Origin of the sequence: Micromonospora sp. WMMC273, from assembly GCF_027460285.1 — a bacterium.
GTDB lineage: Bacteria > Actinomycetota > Actinomycetes > Mycobacteriales > Micromonosporaceae > Micromonospora > Micromonospora aurantiaca.
Window position 1 is genome coordinate 4,077,221 of the sequence record NZ_JAPZBE010000001.1, and the last position, 15,378, is coordinate 4,092,598.

Below are 15,378 nucleotides of genomic sequence, written 5' to 3' on the forward strand. Positions count from 1 at the left end.
CGGTCCGGTACCGCAACCATCACAAACGGACACATCGGTGATCGGGGTCAACATGGAGCTGAACGAGAACGCGCGGGTCGACACCAGCCAGGTGGACGACCGGCGAGGGTCCGGCGGAGGCGGCGGGATGGGCATTCCGATCCCGATCGGCGGCGGCCGGGGCGGGATCGTGGGCATCATCATCGCCGTACTGGTCGCCCTGGTGGGCGGCGGCTTCGGCCTCAACGCCGCCACCAACGGCGGCGGTGACGAGCAGGGCGACAACACCTCGCTGGAGCAGAAGTGCTCGGCGCAGGACGCGCTGAAGCAGCTCGACTGCCGCAACGCGCTCTACGTCAACTCGATCCAGGCGTACTGGCGTACCGCGATGCCGGAGGCGTTCGGCGAGCAGTACCGGCCGTCGAAGACGGTGTTCTTCAGCCAGAACGTGAGCACCGCCTGCGGCGCTGCCGACTCGGGCGTGGGCCCGTTCTACTGCCCGGCCGACGACCTGGTCTACATCGACCTCACCTTCTACAAGCTGCTCGCCGACCAGCTCGGCGCCGAGGGCGAGTTCGCCCAGCCGTACGTGCTGGCCCACGAGTACGGCCACCACGTGCAGGACCTGCTCGGCACCGAGGCGCAGATGCGCCGCCAGCAGCAGCGCGATCCGCAGAGCGCGAACGCGCTCTCGGTGAAGCTGGAGCTGCAGGCCGACTGCTACGCCGGGGCGTGGGCGAAGAACGCCACCGGCACGGCCGACGACAAGGGCCAGAAGATCTTCAAGAGCATCACCGAGCAGGACATCTCGCAGGCCATCGACACCGCCGAGAAGATCGGTGACGACGCGATCCAGCAGCGGTCCGGCCGGCCGGTGAACCCGGACGAGTTCACCCACGGCAGCTCGGAGCAGCGCAAGCAGTGGTTCACCAAGGGCTTCACCACCGGTGACCCGAAGTCCTGCGACACCTTCGGTTCGGGGGCCTGAGCCGCTCGTGCACCGGCCCGCACCGCCGACCTGGTCGGCGGTGCGGGCCGATGTCGTTTCCGGGGCCGGTCAGGCCGGCAGTGTCACCTGAGCCGGGGTGGACCGGTTGACGGTCGTCCCGTCACCGAGCTGGCCCCCACTGTTGTCGCCCCAGCACCACAGTCCGGCGTCGGTACGGATCGCGCAGCCGTGATCGGTGACCGCGAGGCCGCCGGTCCAGGTGGTGGCCGTACCGACCTGGGCGGGCGCGGACCGGTGGTTGGTGCTGCCGTCGCCCACCTGGCCGGCCGAGTTCTTGCCCCAGCACCACAGGGTGCCGTCGGTACGCGACGCGCAGGACGTGTCGCTGCTGGCGGCGATCCGGTTCCACGTGGTGGCCGTGCCGATCTGCACCGGCGCGGTCCGGTACGTGCCGCTCACGCCGAGCTGCCCGTATCCGTTCTCCCCCCAGCACCACAGCGCGCCGGAGCGGACCCCGCAGGTGTGCGCGTACCCGGCGGCGACGCCGGTCCACCCGGTCGCGGTGCCGACCTGCGCGGGCGCGGTCTGGGGCGTCAGGTTGCCGAGCCCGAGCTGGCCGTCCGAGCTGGCCCCCCAGCACCAGAGCGTGCCGCCGGTCCGGACACCGCAGGTGTGCCCGTAGCCGGTCGAGACGCTCACCCAGTCGGTGGCCGTGCCGACCTGCAACGGGGTGTTCGCGACGTACGGCGAGGCGCCGACGCCCAGCTGGGTGGTCCGGTTGAAGCCCCAGCACCAGAGCGTGCCGTCGGTGCGGATCGCGCAGGTGTGCTGGGGGCCGGCGTCGACCCGGGCCCAGGTGGTCGCGGTGCCGACCTGCACCGGGGTGCTGCGGCTGGTGGTGCTCCCGTCGCCGAGCTGACCCCGGAAGTTCGAGCCCCAGCACCACAGCGTCCCGTCCGTGCGGACCGCGCAGGTGTGCCCGGAGCCGGCGTCGACGTTCGTCCAGGTGGCGGTGCCGACCTGCGTCGGGGCGCTGCGGTTCGTGGTGGTCCCGTCGCCGAGCTGGCCGCCGTAGTTCGAGCCCCAGCACCACAGTCCCCCGTCGGTGCTGATCGCGCACGTGTGCGCGCCGCCCGCGGTGACGCTGCTGACGGTGGGCGCGGCGAGGGCGGCGCGCTGCACCGGGCCCGCGTTCGCCGTACCGGCCGTGAGTGCGGTGGTGAGCACGAGGCTTCCGACGCTCATCGCCGCCGCCGCGACGAGGAGCCTCGTCGCACGGCGCCACCGGGCCCGCAGCCGGCCGTCCTGATATCCGCTCATGAAGTTGTTCTCTCCCAACGATGTCGGCACGTGATGGCGGAGGTGAAGCGGGCCCTGCGGGTCGCCCGGAGACCCGCCGCTTCGTGACACCGACCATATGCATCGAGTCGATTCGATGCATCATCGAGGAGCGGGATTGCGCCGTCTTGAGGTGATCTTTCCTGTTCAGCGGACCAGGATGTGGACCGCCCGGGCGGCGGCGACTGCCGCCACCAGCACCGCGTGCCGGGGTTCCGGCACGTCGAGCAGGCGCGGCGCGCGCAGCGTCGCGAGCGGGGCCAGCCGCCGGTCGGCCAACACGGTGTCCACCGCGCGCCGGTCGCCGCCGCACACCAGCGCCGCCAGCGTGCCCGCCTCCGGCAACAACAGGCGTACGGCCAGCTCGGCCGCGTCGCCCAGGGCGGCCTTCGCCTGGTTGTCGCGCCGCCGGGCGAACCGCTGCTGGGACCAGCCGCCCGCCGCGGTCCGGCCCTGCACGTACCGGGTGTCCACCTTGGAGACCGCCAGGTCGGTGCCGTCGGCGACGCCGACCGCGACAGCGCCCTTGCGGGCCAGGAGCAGACCGAGCCGGCGGGCCGCCGTGGCGGAGGCGACGAATCCGGGTACGTCCGCCGACGCGCTCGCGCCGGGCGGGGTGTGCAGCTCGGCGGTGGCGCCGTCCGGGGCGGTGAGCAGCAGCCCGTACTCCTGGACTGTCGTGGTCGGCGGGCCGTGCCGGTCGGTGAAGCCCTCGACCCAGCGGGCGACGCGGCCGGGGTCGACCTCGACCCACCGGCCACCCCCGGCGGCGGGTCGGCTGCTCATGGCCCGACGGTACGCCATCGACGGACCCGGGAACGCAACGCGGGAGGACACCGTGACCGGTGCCCTCCCGCGTCTGCCGCGTGGATCAGTGGACGGTGAGGTTGCCGCCCTTCAGCGTGACCTCGGCGGTCGCGCCGCCCGTCCAGTCGGACGAGAAGAGCAGCGAGCCGCCCCGCCACAGGGTCAGCCCGACGGTGTCGTTCCTACCGGGGGCGCCCCTGTCGGTCACCGTCACGGCCAGGGTCAGGCCGGAGGCCACCAGCTTGCCCTTGTTGTCGTACAGGGCGGCCTGGTAGCGCACCTGGGCGGCCTTGCCCGCCGAGGTGACGCCGAGCGCGTCGACGGCGTCGGCCTCGATCGTGTACGACTTCCCGCCGGAGCGGAACTCGACCTCGGCCTTACCGGTGGCGGGCTTGTTCGGCTTGCCCGGCTTCGCGTTCAGCTCCACCTCGACAGTGGAGTTCACGTCGGCCGGGTAGGTCCCCGCCGAGCGGGTGGCGGTCAGGTGACCGCCGCCGGTGAGGAACCCGCCGTCGGAGACGGCGACTGTCACCTGGGCGGTGGTGCTGCCCGTGTAGTTGCCGCCGACGGTCGCGGTGACGGTGTGCGTGCCCTTCGGCAGGGTGGCCGTGCACGCCGCGGACGCGGTGGTGGTGGCCGTGCCGAGCAGGGCGGGCACTGCGGCGCAGAGCGTCACGCCGTCCTTGGTGAAGGTGACGGTGGCGGTCCGGATGTCACCGGCTGTGGTGTCCGTGGCGCCGGGCAGCACCGAGCCGTCCCGGACCACGGCCCGCAGCAACACCTGGCTGGACGAGCCGCCGGTCGCGGTGTTCACGAGCGTGTCACCGGCCCAGCTGACCGCCGCGTCCTCGGCGGCGACGGTGACGGTGAACGAGGTGCTGCCGGTCAGACCGGAGCCGTCGGAGGCCGTCACGGTGACCGGGTAGTCGCCCGGGGCCGCCGTGGTGGTGCCGGCGACCGTCCAGGTGCGCGCCCCGGGCCGGGCGTCCGTCGCCGAGGTGCTCGCGACGGCCAGGGACAGGCCGGCGGGCAGCCCGGTGGCGGCAGCGGTCAGGTCCGCGCCCGTGGTGTCGCCGTCGGTGGCGGTCACCGTGACGGCGGGCGAGAGCGCGTCGCTGTACTGCACACGCACGCCGCCGTCCGGGGCGGTGCTGGTGACGACCGGGGCGGAGCGGATGGTGAAGTCGGCGTCGTTGACGTCGAAGAAGACGTTGCCGACCGCCTCGATCTTGATCCGGGCCTTCCCGGTCGCCACGTTCGGCAGCGTCACCGTCGCGGTGCCGGTGTTCGCGGTCTGCTCGGCCAGCACGTACGGGAAGGTCAGCCCGCCGTCGGCGGACAGCGAGATCTTCACCTGCGCGGCGTTCACCGGCGCCACGTCGGTGCCGGCCACGTCCCACGTCACGGTCTGGGTCGAGCCGCCGTCCAGGACGGCGGCGGCGCCCTGCGAGGTCACCAGGAACGGACCGGCGTCCGGCGCCAGCACCACGGAGACGTCGGCGCTGCCGATGCCGCCGCCGCCCAGCCGCCCGTCCCGGGCGGTGAGCTTGAAGTGCAGGGTCCGGTCGCCCGCGATGCCGACCCAGTCGCGGGTGGGCAGGAACTCGGAGTAGCAGTCGACCAGCTCGGCCGGCACGTTCGAGGCGCCACCGGTGGCCGGTGGCGCCGGGGGCGCCGGGCAGGCGCCGGTGGCCGCGTTGGTGTTGCCGGCCAGGATCTGCCGCAGGTCCGGGAACACCCGGGTCGAGTCGGTGGTGACCGCGTTCAGACCCGGCGAGTAGTACTTCAGCGTGTCGGTCGGCGACACGATCGCCGCCTCGCCGAACACCCGGAACAGCGGGCCGTTGACCTTCGTGTTGTTCGTCAGCGCGGTGCCGGTCGTGGCACCCCTGTCGTTCTGCTCCCACAGGTACGTGACGGTGTCGCCGTCGGCGTCGGTGGCGCTGCCGGTCAGCGCGAACGGCGTACGCACCGGGATGGTGACGGTGTCCGGCACGGTGACCACCGGGGCGTGGTTGGTGGTCTCCTCGACCAGCCAGCCGCCGTTGTCGATGGCGCCGCCCTTCGCCGTCTCACCGACGAAGCCGGAGGCACCGGCGGCGTTCGTCAGCTCCAGCGACGCCACGTTCGTGGTCGCCAGCGTGCCGCCGAAGGTCACCTGGAAGCCGTTGTCGTTGAGCGTGCCGCTGCCACCGAACGCGGCCACGGTGACGGTCGCGCCGGCCGGCCAGCCGGCGATGCCCTCGACGGCGGCCTTGATGCCGGCGGTGGTGTAGTTGACGCCCCGCACGATCGGCGCCGAGTCGCTGCCCGCGTAGCTGATGGTGAACGAGTCACCGTCGGCGTCGAACCCGTACAGCGAGACGCTCTGCACCTCGTTGATGGCGGGGCGGTTCGACGTGACGTAGTTGGTGATCTCGGTGTAGCTGCGGTGCGACCAGTACGGGTCGCTGTGCGGCTGGAGGTTGTCCTGCTGGCAGATGCCCGCGTACGCCATGATCGACGAACCGCTGCCCGGCTCGTACGAGTTGGCCGCGCTGCGGTTGCCGCCCGAGCAGTTGTACTGCGTGCCGTTGAAGGTGTGGTTGCCGGCGAACTGGTGACCCATCTCGTGCGAGACGTAGTCGACCGCGTAGAAGTCGCCGACCGGCGTGGGCAGGCCGGTGCAGCCCTGCGCCTTGCCGTTGCCGCCGATCACGCCGAGGCTGGCCACGCCGCCTCCGTTGACGCCCAGGCCGACGTGGCCCACGTCGTAGTTGCTCGCGCCGACCAGCTGGCCGAGCACGATGCGGTTACGGCTGAGCGTGCCGCCGCCGCAGGAGGTGAGCTGCGCCGGCGTGAAGCAGGCCGCCGCGCCGCACGGACCGTTCGGCTCGGTGGCCAGGGCCGGTGTGTTCAGGTTCGTCTTGTCGGTGTCGTTGATCAGGACGAGCCGGATCGCGGTCTCGTCCTCGTAGATCTGGGTGACCCGGTTCATCAGCGTCACCTTCGCGGCGGTGACGTTCTCCGCGCCGAAGTAGGTGGCGTACGACGGGTCGGTCACCAGCGCCACCCGGTAGGTGCGCAGCTTCACCAGCGGCCCGGCCGGCACCTCCGCCTCGGCGATCTCCTCGGCCAGCGCGTGCGCCTCCTGCGTGACGTCCTCACGCTCGACGAACTCGCCGTCGGGGTGCTCCAGGTCGCGGGCGAAGTAGCTCGCGTACAGGCTCTGGTCGCGCTGGTAGTACGGGTCGATGTACCAGTTGCCCTTCGCCGAGCGGACCGAGGCGTGGAACCCGAGCGGGGTGAGGTCCGCCCGGATGGTAGCGGTCGGGTCGTCCAGGCCCTTGCCGGCGTACGTGGTGATCTCCGGGTGCTTCGCCGCCAGGCCGGCCTCCATCACCGGCGAGTCGACCAGCTCGAAGCGCTGGAACGTGCCGTCCGGAGCGGGCAGCGACACCACCTGCTTCGCCACCCGGGCCACCGCGACGCGCTTCTCCGCCGGCGCCTTGTCCAGCAGGCCCTGCATGGTGCCGCGGTCCAGCTTGTACGCGGCCAGTCGCTTGGCCTTGATCGCCGCCTTGCGGCCCGCCTTCGTGGCCGCCGGTTTGCCGTCCACCTTCTGCCACGGTCCGTGGACGCCGGGAGCGGCGGAGGCGGGCGCGGGCGCCGCGAGAACGGGAAGCGTCGCCGCGGCCAGCGCGGCGACGAGGAGGGCAGCGGTCCGTCCGCGCCGAGGCGGTCCGGCGGGCTGCCGGTCGCGCGGCGGGCGCCCGAGGGTGATCCTCAAGTCTTCTCCCTGTTCGGTCGGGTGTGGACTGACGCACGACCGGTGGGGATGACCGGACGTACGTGAACGGTCCACGGATTGTTCCGTGACCCTAGGACCACTCGCGACTTCGAACATCACCCGCAAAGAGGATGCGGTTCTACCTGGACGGTGATCCGGGTCGTCCCGGCTTGCGGGATCTGCGCTTCGCAGGCCCGGCACGGCCGGCCTGACGACCGAGGGCACCTGTGGTCGGACGCGGGACCGGGACGGCTCCTTCCGTCATCCGGAACCGCCGTTCCGGCCGATCCCGGGGTTACGGATCATGAACCGGCCCGCAATCCGGCCGACACATCGGCGTGTCCACGTCGGTCAGACAGCGAGCACCGTGGCGACTGCGAGCGCGGCGACGATGACACTGGACAGCAGCGCGGTGACCTGCCGCCCGCGGGGACCGGTGAGGGCCCGGCCGATCAGCGTGCCGCCGCCGGCGATCAGCAACTGCCAGCTCGCCGAGGCGAGGAACACCCCGGCGGTGAAGGCACCCGCGCCCGCCGGACCACCACCGAGCACGTCACCCCGGCCGAGGACGAGCGCCACGAAGTAGACCACTGTGGCCGGGTTGAGCAGGGTCAGCGCGAGGACCGCGGCGAACGCCCGCACCGGTGTGTCCAGCCCGCCCCGCGCCGCCGCCGTCCGATGCGGCCCGCCTTCTCGGGCCGGTCCGCCTTCCACGCTCGGCTCTGGCGTCGGGGCGGGTGGGCGCAGCGCACGCCAGGCGGTGAGGCAGGCGAGAGCCAACAGCACCCCCGCGGCGACCAGTCGCAGCGGACCCGCGACCGGCGCGAGCCGGCTCGCCACCGCGGCGCCGCCCAGCGCCGCCACGGCCGCGTAGAGCCCGTCGGCGCTGGCCACGCCGAGCGCCGCAGCCGCACCGACCCGGAACGAGGTACGGGCGCTGAGTCCGAGAATGAGGATCGCGATCGCGCCGACCGGAATGGCGACGCCGTAGCCGGCGACCAGGCCGGCCAGGAACGCCCCGGTCACGACGACGGGTGATGGGTCGAGGCGGCCGAGGGCAGGGTGCGCTGTCGACGCGCGGCAGTGGCCGCACGGACAGGAACCTGCTTCGGGTACGCCTCGATCACCGGCTCATCCTGCGCCCCACTCCCCCACCCCGCGACCGCTTTTCCCGCGCGCCCGCACGCGCACCCCGCGGCTGGGCTGGGCTGGGCTGGGCTGGGCTGGGCTGGGCTGGGCTGGAGATCTTGGTACGAATCTGCCTCCTCGGGGGCGATCTCGTACCAAGATCTCGCCGTTCCCGGCCCCGCCGCCGATGGCAGTGCCGTCAGCCCACCTTGATCGACACCACTACGCCGATGTAGCGGCATCAAAGCGACTCCGACCACACCACTTCGGCGAAGTGGTGTCGATCAAGCCGAACAGGCGGACAGTTTCCCACAACTAGGGAGCCGGATCCCGGCATGAGGGAAGCGAGGAGGTCACGGAAGGAAACGGCCGCCCAAGGGGCGTTCTCGTACCAAGATCTCGCCGTTCCCGGCCCCGCCGCCGATGGCAGTGCCGTCAGCCCACACCTTGACGACACCGCTACGTAGCGGCATCAGACCCCCTCCAACCACAACACTTCGGCGTAACGGTGTCGATCAAGCCCGCAGACACGACGGGCGCGGCATCCCCTTGGCAGGGGTGCCGCGCCCGTGGCGGTGACCGGGAGAACGGTCAGACGTTGAAGCCGAGCGAGCGGAGCTGGTCGCGCCCCTCGTCGGTGATCTTGTCGGGGCCCCACGGCGGCAGCCACACCCAGTTGATCCGGATGTCGTTCACCAGGCCGCCGCCCGGACCGGTGGTCAGCGCCTGCCGCGCCTGGTCCTCGATGACGTCGGTCAGCGGACAGGCCGCCGAGGTCAGCGTCATGTCCAGGGTGGCGACGTTCTCGTCGTCGACGTGGACGCCGTACACCAGGCCGAGGTCGACCACGTTGATGCCCAGCTCGGGGTCGACGACGTCCTTCATCGCCTCCTCGATGTCACCGATCGCGGCCTTGCCGCCGGCCCGGGCCGCCGCACCCGCTGCCGCACCGTCGGCAACAGTCCCGTTGACGGCGGTGCCGTCCGTCGCCACCGCGCCGGCCTCGGGGGTCATGTTCACGTCGCTCATGCCTTCACCTCCGGGCTCACGCCCACCCCGGCGCGTGCCGCGGCGTCCTTGAACGCCATCCACGACAACAGCGCGCACTTCACCCGGGCCGGGTAGCGCGCGACACCCGCGAACGCCACCCCGTCTCCGAGCACGTCCTCGTCCGGCGTGACCTGGCCCCGCCCGGACATCAACTGCACGAACGCCTCGTGCACCACGGCGGCGTCGCTCGCGGCCCTGCCGCGCAGCAGCTCGTGCAGGATGCTCGCCGACGCCTGGCTGATCGAGCAGCCCATCCCGTCGTACGAGATGTCGGTGAACACGCTGCCGTCGGTCGCCACCCGTACGGTGATCTCGTCGCCGCAGGTCGGGTTGACGTGGTGCGCCTCGCCGACCCGGGCCGCCGGGTCCGTCGCGTCCCGCAGACCACGGCCGTGCGGGTGCTTGTAGTGGTCCAAAATGATCTCTTGATAGAGAGATTCAAGTTGCATCAGTCGAACACCTTCCGCACCCGCTCCAGACCCGCCACCAGGGCGTCGATCTCCGCAGTGGTGGTGTAGAGGTAGAACGACGCCCGCGTCATGGCCGGCACCCCGAAGCGGGTGCACACCGGCTTGGCGCAGTGGTGGCCCACCCGCACCTGCACACCGAGCGAGTCGAGCACCTGCCCGACGTCGTGCGGGTGCACGTCACCGAGCGCGAACGAGATCGTCCCGCCCCGGCCCACCGGCACCGTCGGGCCGAAGATCCGCAGCTCCGGCACGGTGGCGAGGGCGTCGAGCGCGTACGCCGTCAGCTCCTTCTCGTGCCACTGGATCGCCGGCATGCCGATCGCGGTGAGGTAGTCCACCGCCGCGCCGAGCGCCACCGCCTCGGCGATCGGCGGGGTGCCCGCCTCGAACCGGGCCGGCGGCGCGGCGAACGTCGAGCCCGCCATCGTCACCGTCTCGATCATCGAGCCGCCACCCATCACCGGGGGCATCGCGGCGAGCAGCTCGCCCCGGCCCCACAGCACGCCGATCCCGGTCGGGCCGCACATCTTGTGCCCGGTGAAGACGATGAAGTCGGCGTCGTAGTCGACCACGTCCATCGGCAGGTGCGGCACCGACTGCGAGCAGTCGAGCAGCAGCAGCGCGCCGACCTCGCGGACCCGCGCGGTGATCCGCGAGGTGGCGTTGACGGTGCCGAGGATGTTCGACATGTGCACCAGCGAGACGATCCTCGTCCGCTCGGTGACCAGGTCGTCCAGGCCGGACTCGTCGAGCCGGCCCTGGTCGGTGACCGGGAACCAGCGCAGCGTCGCGCCGGTGCGCTCCGCCAGCAGCTGCCACGGGACGATGTTCGAGTGGTGCTCCATCTCGGAGATCACGATCTCGTCGCCGGGGCCCAGCCGGAACCGCGGGTCGCCGTCCGCGCGCAGCGAGGCGTTGGAGAACGCGTACGCCACGAGGTTGATCGCCTCGGTGGAGTTCTTGGTGAACACCACCTCGTCCACGCTCGGCGCGTTGATGAACGCGGCGATCTTCGCCCGCGCGCCCTCGTACGCCTCGGTCGCCTCGGTGCCCAGCGTGTGCACCGAGCGCGACACGTTGGCGTTGTGCAGCGCGTAGTGCTCGGCGAGCACGTCGAGCACCTGCCGCGGCTTGTGCGAGGTGTTCGCGCTGTCCAGGTAGACGAGCGGGTGACCGTTGACCTCCCGGTCGAGGATCGGGAAGTCGGCCCGCACCTTCGCCACGTCGAAGCGGGGCACGTCGTCGTACTGCGGCATGCCCGCCGGGATGGCCATCGAGGTCATGTCGAGTCTCAGGCCCGCGCCGCGCCGGCCCCGGCGACGTACCGCTCGTAGCCCTCTTCCTCGAGCTTGTCGGCCAGCTCCCGGCCGCCCTGCTCGACGATCCGGCCGGCCACGAAGACGTGCACGAAGTCCGGCTTGATGTAGCGCAGGATGCGCGTGTAGTGGGTGATCAGCAGCAGGCCGGTGTCACCGGTGTCGCGCACCCGGTTCACGCCCTCGCTGACCACGCGCAGCGCGTCCACGTCCAGACCGGAGTCGGTCTCGTCGAGGATCGCCATCTTCGGCTTGAGCAGCTCCAGCTGCACGATCTCGTGCCGCTTCTTCTCGCCACCGGAGAAGCCCTCGTTGACGTTGCGCTGGGCGAACGCCGGGTCCATCTGGAGCTTCTCCATCGCGCCCCGCAGCTCCCCGGCCCAGGTGCGCAGCTTCGGCGCCTCGCCGTCGATGGCGGTCTTGGCGGTACGCAGGAAGTTGGCCACGGACACGCCGGGGACCTCGACCGGGTACTGCATGGCCAGGAAGAGACCGGCGCGGGCCCGCTCGTCGACGGACATGGACAGCACGTCCTCGCCGTCGAGGGTCACCTCGCCGCCGGTGATCTCGTACTTGGGGTGACCGGCGATCGAGTACGCCAGCGTGGACTTGCCGGAGCCGTTCGGGCCCATGATGGCGTGCGTCTCGCCGGAGCGCACGGTCAGGTCGACCCCGTGCAGGATCGGCTTGAGCTCACCCTCGGGCAGCTTGACCGACACCTTCAGGTCGCGGATCTCCAGGGTGCTCATCAGCGGGTCACTCCATTGCTCGGCAGCGGACGGCCGTCGCCGTCCACGGAAAGGTAGATGTCGCCGTCGCGGACTTCGACGGGATAGACGGGTACGGGTTCGGTCGCGGGCAGCCCGGTGGGCTCACCGGTACGCAGGTCGAAACGGGATCCGTGCAGCCAGCACTCCAGCGTGCAGCCCTCGACCTCGCCCTCGGACAGCGCCACGGCGGCGTGCGAGCACTCGTCGTGCACCGCGTAGAACACGTCGTCCTCGCCGTGCACGATCGCGACCTGCACGCCGTCCACGTCGGCGCTGATCGCGGTGCCCTTCGGCACGTCCTCGGTGGAGCAGATCTTGAGCATCAGGCGCCGGCCTTCGCCAGCCGGGCCTCGATGGCGTCGCCCAGGCGCTCGCGCAGGTCCTCGACCGGGATCTTGTTGATCAGCTCGGCGAAGAAGCCGCGCACCACCAGGCGCCGCGCCTCGGCCTCCGGGATGCCCCGGGCCATCAGGTAGAACAGCTGCTCGTCGTCGAACCGGCCGGTCGCGCTGGCGTGCCCGGCGCCGGCGATCTCGCCGGTCTCGATCTCCAGGTTGGGTACGGAGTCGGCCCGCGCGCCGTCGGTGAGCAGCAGGTTCCGGTTGATCTCGTACGTGTCGGTGCCGGTCGCCTCGGCACGGATCAGCACGTCGCCGACCCAGACCGTGTGCGCGTCGTCGCCCTGCAGCGCGCCCCGGTAGCCGACGTTGCTGCGGCAGTCCGGCACGGTGTGGTCGACCAGCTGCCGGTGCTCCAGGTGCTGGCCGGAGTCGGCGAAGTAGACGCCGTACAGCTCGGCCTCGCCGCCGCGCTGGGTGTACTCGACAGACGTGTACTGCCGGACCAGGTCACCGCCGAGGCTGACCTGCACGTGCAGGATCCGGGCGTCGCGGCCCAGCCGCACCTTGAGGTGCTGCGCCTGCACCGCGTCGTCGGCCCAGTCGGCGACGGTGACCAGGGTCAGCTTCGCCCCGTCGCCCACAGTCACCTCGACGTTGTCGGCCAGCGTGGCCGAGCCGACGTGCTCGATCACCACTGTGGCCTCGGCGAACCGGTCCACCTCGACGAACGTGTGACCGAAGGCGAGCGCCTCGGCGTTCTCGCCGACCACCCGCAGGCGCACCGGCGCCTCCACCACCGCGTCGCGGTCGACGCGCACCAGCAGCGCGCCGTCGGCCCCGCCGTACGCGAGCGCGCTGACCCGGTCGAACGGGGTGAGCACGCTGCCCACCCGCGGGTCGTCCCGGCCGATCCGGTCGACGGTGACGCCCTCGGGCAGGTCACCGTACTCGTGCCGGACCGTGCCGGTCGCACCCTGCGCCGACCCGGTCAGGCCGCGCAGGCGCTTGAGCGGGGTGAAGCGCCACTCCTCCTCCAGGCCGGTCAGGGCCGGGAAGTCGGCGACGTCGTACGAGCGGAGCGCCTGCGACTTGGTCGTGGGCGGCGCGGAAGCCTGGGTAGTCATCTCTTCCTTGGTCTGTTCAGCGACGACGGTGTCAGTGAGGCGAGGGTGGCCGGCGTCAGCCGACCGCGCCCTCCATCTGGAGTTCGATCAGGCGGTTGAGCTCCAGCGCGTACTCCATCGGGAGCTCCTTGGCGATCGGCTCGATGAAGCCGCGCACGATCATCGCCATCGCCTCGTCCTCGCTCAGGCCCCGGCTCATCAGGTAGAAGAGCTGGTCCTCGCTGACCTTGGAGACGGTCGCCTCGTGCCCCATCGACACGTCGTCCTCGCGGATGTCGACGTACGGGTAGGTGTCGGAGCGGGAGATCGTGTCGACCAGGAGCGCGTCGCACTTGACCGTGCTCTTGCTGCTGGTCGAGCCCTCCAGCACCTGCACCAGACCGCGGTACGAGGTGCGGCCGCCGCCCCGGGCGATCGACTTCGACACGATGGTCGAGGAGGTGTGCGGCGCGGCGTGCACCATCTTGGCGCCGGCGTCCTGGTGCTGGCCCTCGCCGGCCATCGCCACCGACAGCACCTCGCCCTTGGCGTGCTCGCCGGTCATGTAGACCGCCGGGTACTTCATGGTGACCTTGGAGCCGATGTTGCCGTCGACCCACTCCATGGTCGCGCCCTCGTGGCACACGGCGCGCTTGGTGACCAGGTTGTAGACGTTGTTCGACCAGTTCTGGATGGTCGTGTACCGGCACCGGGCGTTCTTCTTGACGATGATCTCCACGACGGCGCTGTGCAGCGAGTCGGAGGAGTAGATGGGCGCGGTGCAGCCCTCGACGTAGTGCACGTACGCGCCCTCGTCGACGATGATCAGCGTCCGCTCGAACTGGCCCATGTTCTCCGTGTTGATCCGGAAGTAGGCCTGCAGCGGGATGTCCACGTGCACGCCCTTCGGCACGTAGATGAACGAGCCACCGGACCAGACGGAGGTGTTCAGCGCGGCGAACTTGTTGTCGCCGACCGGGATGACCGTGCCGAAGTACTCCTTGAACAGGTCCTCGTGCTCCTTGAGCGCGGTGTCGGTGTCCAGGAAGACGACGCCCTGCTCCTCCAGGTCCTCACGGATCTGGTGGTAGACGACCTCGGACTCGTACTGCGCCGCGACACCGGCGACCAGGCGCTGCTTCTCCGCCTCCGGGATGCCGAGCTTGTCGTAGGTGTTCTTGATGTCCTCGGGCAGGTCCTCCCAGGAGGTGGCCTGCTTCTCGGTGGACCGCACGAAGTACTTGATGTTGTCGAAGTCGATCCCGGTGAGGTCGGCGCCCCAGTTCGGCATCGGCTTGCGGCCGAACAGCCGCAGGCCCTTGAGCCGCAGGTCGAGCATCCAGGCCGGCTCGTTCTTCTTGGCCGAGATGTCCCGCACCACCGCCTCGCTGAGGCCGCGCTGGGCGGACGCCCCGGCGACGTCGGGGTCGGCCCAGCCGTACTCGTAACGGCCGAGGGCCGCGAGCTGCTCCTCCTGGGTCAGGGGCTGGACGATCTGCTCGGTCATCTATCTGTCCTCACAGTGGTGACGGTGGAACCGGACTGGGCGGGAATGTGCGTGGTGCACACGCCGTCGCCGTGCGCGATGGTGGCCAGGCGCTGTACGTGAGTGCCGACCAGACGGGAGATCACTTCGGTCTCGGCCTCGCACAGCTGAGGGAACTCGGCGGCCACGTGCGCCACCGGGCAGTGGTGCTGGCAGAGCTGGCCGCCGGAGGCGATCGTGGACGCGTTGGCAGCGTAGCCCTCGGCGGTCAGCGCGCCGGCGAGCGCCTCCGCCCGCGCGAGCGGGGCGTCACCGGCGTCCTCCATTGCTGCCCGGCAGCGGGTCTCCAGCGCGGAGACCTGCTCGGCCGCGAACGCCGCGACCGCCTCGGTGCCGCCGGTGCGGGCGATCCACCGCAGCGCGGCGGTGGCCATGTTGTCGTAGTGGTGGGTGCCACAGCGGCCGCGGCCCGCCTCGGTGAGCGCGAAGACCTTGGCCGGCCGGCCGCGCCCGCGGCTGCCGCGCACGGCCTGCTCGCGGGCGACCACGTCACCGTCGGCGAGCATCGCGTCGAGGTGGCGGCGGATCGCCGCCGGGCTCAGGCCGAGCGCCGAGCCGAGCTGCGCGGCGGTGGTGGGACCACGCTCCAGCAGCAGCTGGGTGACCCGGTCGCGGGTCGACAGGTCGGCCGGAGCGGTCTCCCGCTCGCCGGGCCGTACGCCGCGACGTGCGCGCGAACCACCGGCGACCGGACCGGTCACCGGCGTTCGGGAGAGCGCCGCCGCGTTTTTCACAACGGCAACGTTACGTAATTCGCGGAGGGCCCGCAAACCCGGGGTCCGGTGATTCCGACCACCGGGGTGCCGGAGTCA

At 71.4% G+C, this 15,378-nt stretch carries 13 protein-coding genes; 1 reads left to right on the forward strand and 12 read right to left on the reverse strand.

The annotated features are described in order from the left end of the window. Nucleotides 1–52: 52 nt before the first annotated feature. On the forward strand, nucleotides 53–967 hold the full coding sequence (gene ypfJ, locus O7611_RS18735; RefSeq protein ID WP_269698124.1) for a KPN_02809 family neutral zinc metallopeptidase: 915 nt from the start codon (nucleotides 53–55) through the stop codon (nucleotides 965–967). Nucleotides 968–1,036: 69 nt separating this feature from the next. On the opposite strand, the gene O7611_RS18740 is transcribed toward ypfJ, so the two are convergent. The 12 genes from O7611_RS18740 to O7611_RS18795 form a co-directional block, all read right to left on the reverse strand. After that, nucleotides 1,037–2,248 (reverse strand): RCC1 domain-containing protein, encoded by a 1,212-nt coding sequence (locus tag O7611_RS18740; RefSeq protein WP_269697318.1) that lies wholly within the window; start codon nucleotides 2,246–2,248, stop codon nucleotides 1,037–1,039. A gap of 165 nt (nucleotides 2,249–2,413) precedes the next feature. Continuing rightward, complete coding sequence (locus O7611_RS18745) at nucleotides 2,414–3,052, reverse strand: acVLRF1 family peptidyl-tRNA hydrolase (RefSeq protein WP_194803160.1); 639 nt, start codon at nucleotides 3,050–3,052, stop codon at nucleotides 2,414–2,416. Between the two features lie 85 nt (nucleotides 3,053–3,137). Continuing rightward, a complete protein-coding gene (locus O7611_RS18750) occupies nucleotides 3,138–6,842 on the reverse strand; it encodes a M12 family metallo-peptidase (RefSeq protein WP_269697319.1) in 3,705 nt (1,234 codons plus the stop codon). A 351-nt stretch (nucleotides 6,843–7,193) separates the two neighbouring features. Continuing rightward, complete coding sequence (locus tag O7611_RS18755) at nucleotides 7,194–7,868, reverse strand: LysE family transporter (RefSeq protein WP_194803161.1); 675 nt, start codon at nucleotides 7,866–7,868, stop codon at nucleotides 7,194–7,196. 693 nt (nucleotides 7,869–8,561) lie between these two features. Continuing rightward, complete coding sequence (locus O7611_RS18760; RefSeq protein WP_269697320.1) at nucleotides 8,562–8,999, reverse strand: metal-sulfur cluster assembly factor; 438 nt, start codon at nucleotides 8,997–8,999, stop codon at nucleotides 8,562–8,564. Beyond that, complete coding sequence (gene sufU / locus O7611_RS18765; RefSeq protein WP_194803162.1) at nucleotides 8,996–9,469, reverse strand: Fe-S cluster assembly sulfur transfer protein SufU; 474 nt, start codon at nucleotides 9,467–9,469, stop codon at nucleotides 8,996–8,998. Before sufU ends, O7611_RS18760 begins: the two co-directional genes overlap by 4 nt. Then, nucleotides 9,469–10,773, reverse strand: coding sequence for a cysteine desulfurase (locus tag O7611_RS18770; protein ID WP_269697321.1), 1,305 nt, complete (start codon nucleotides 10,771–10,773; stop codon nucleotides 9,469–9,471). The genes sufU and O7611_RS18770 overlap by 1 nt, the downstream gene beginning before the upstream one ends. 8 nt (nucleotides 10,774–10,781) lie before the next feature. Beyond that, on the reverse strand, nucleotides 10,782–11,555 hold the full coding sequence (sufC, locus tag O7611_RS18775; protein ID WP_013287444.1) for a Fe-S cluster assembly ATPase SufC: 774 nt from the start codon (nucleotides 11,553–11,555) through the stop codon (nucleotides 10,782–10,784). Continuing rightward, nucleotides 11,555–11,899, reverse strand: a complete 345-nt coding sequence (locus tag O7611_RS18780) for a non-heme iron oxygenase ferredoxin subunit (RefSeq protein WP_013475890.1) — start codon at nucleotides 11,897–11,899, stop codon at nucleotides 11,555–11,557. Before O7611_RS18780 ends, sufC begins: the two co-directional genes overlap by 1 nt. Continuing rightward, nucleotides 11,899–13,041 carry a Fe-S cluster assembly protein SufD gene (gene sufD / locus O7611_RS18785; RefSeq protein ID WP_194803164.1) on the reverse strand — a complete coding sequence of 381 codons (1,143 nt, stop codon included), beginning with the start codon at nucleotides 13,039–13,041 and terminating at the stop codon, nucleotides 11,899–11,901. The genes O7611_RS18780 and sufD overlap by 1 nt, the downstream gene beginning before the upstream one ends. A gap of 55 nt (nucleotides 13,042–13,096) precedes the next feature. After that, on the reverse strand, nucleotides 13,097–14,527 hold the full coding sequence (sufB, locus tag O7611_RS18790; protein WP_013287447.1) for a Fe-S cluster assembly protein SufB: 1,431 nt from the start codon (nucleotides 14,525–14,527) through the stop codon (nucleotides 13,097–13,099). After that, nucleotides 14,524–15,300 carry a helix-turn-helix transcriptional regulator gene (locus tag O7611_RS18795; protein WP_194803165.1) on the reverse strand — a complete coding sequence of 259 codons (777 nt, stop codon included), beginning with the start codon at nucleotides 15,298–15,300 and terminating at the stop codon, nucleotides 14,524–14,526. The genes sufB and O7611_RS18795 overlap by 4 nt, the downstream gene beginning before the upstream one ends. Nucleotides 15,301–15,378: the final 78 nt, after the last annotated feature.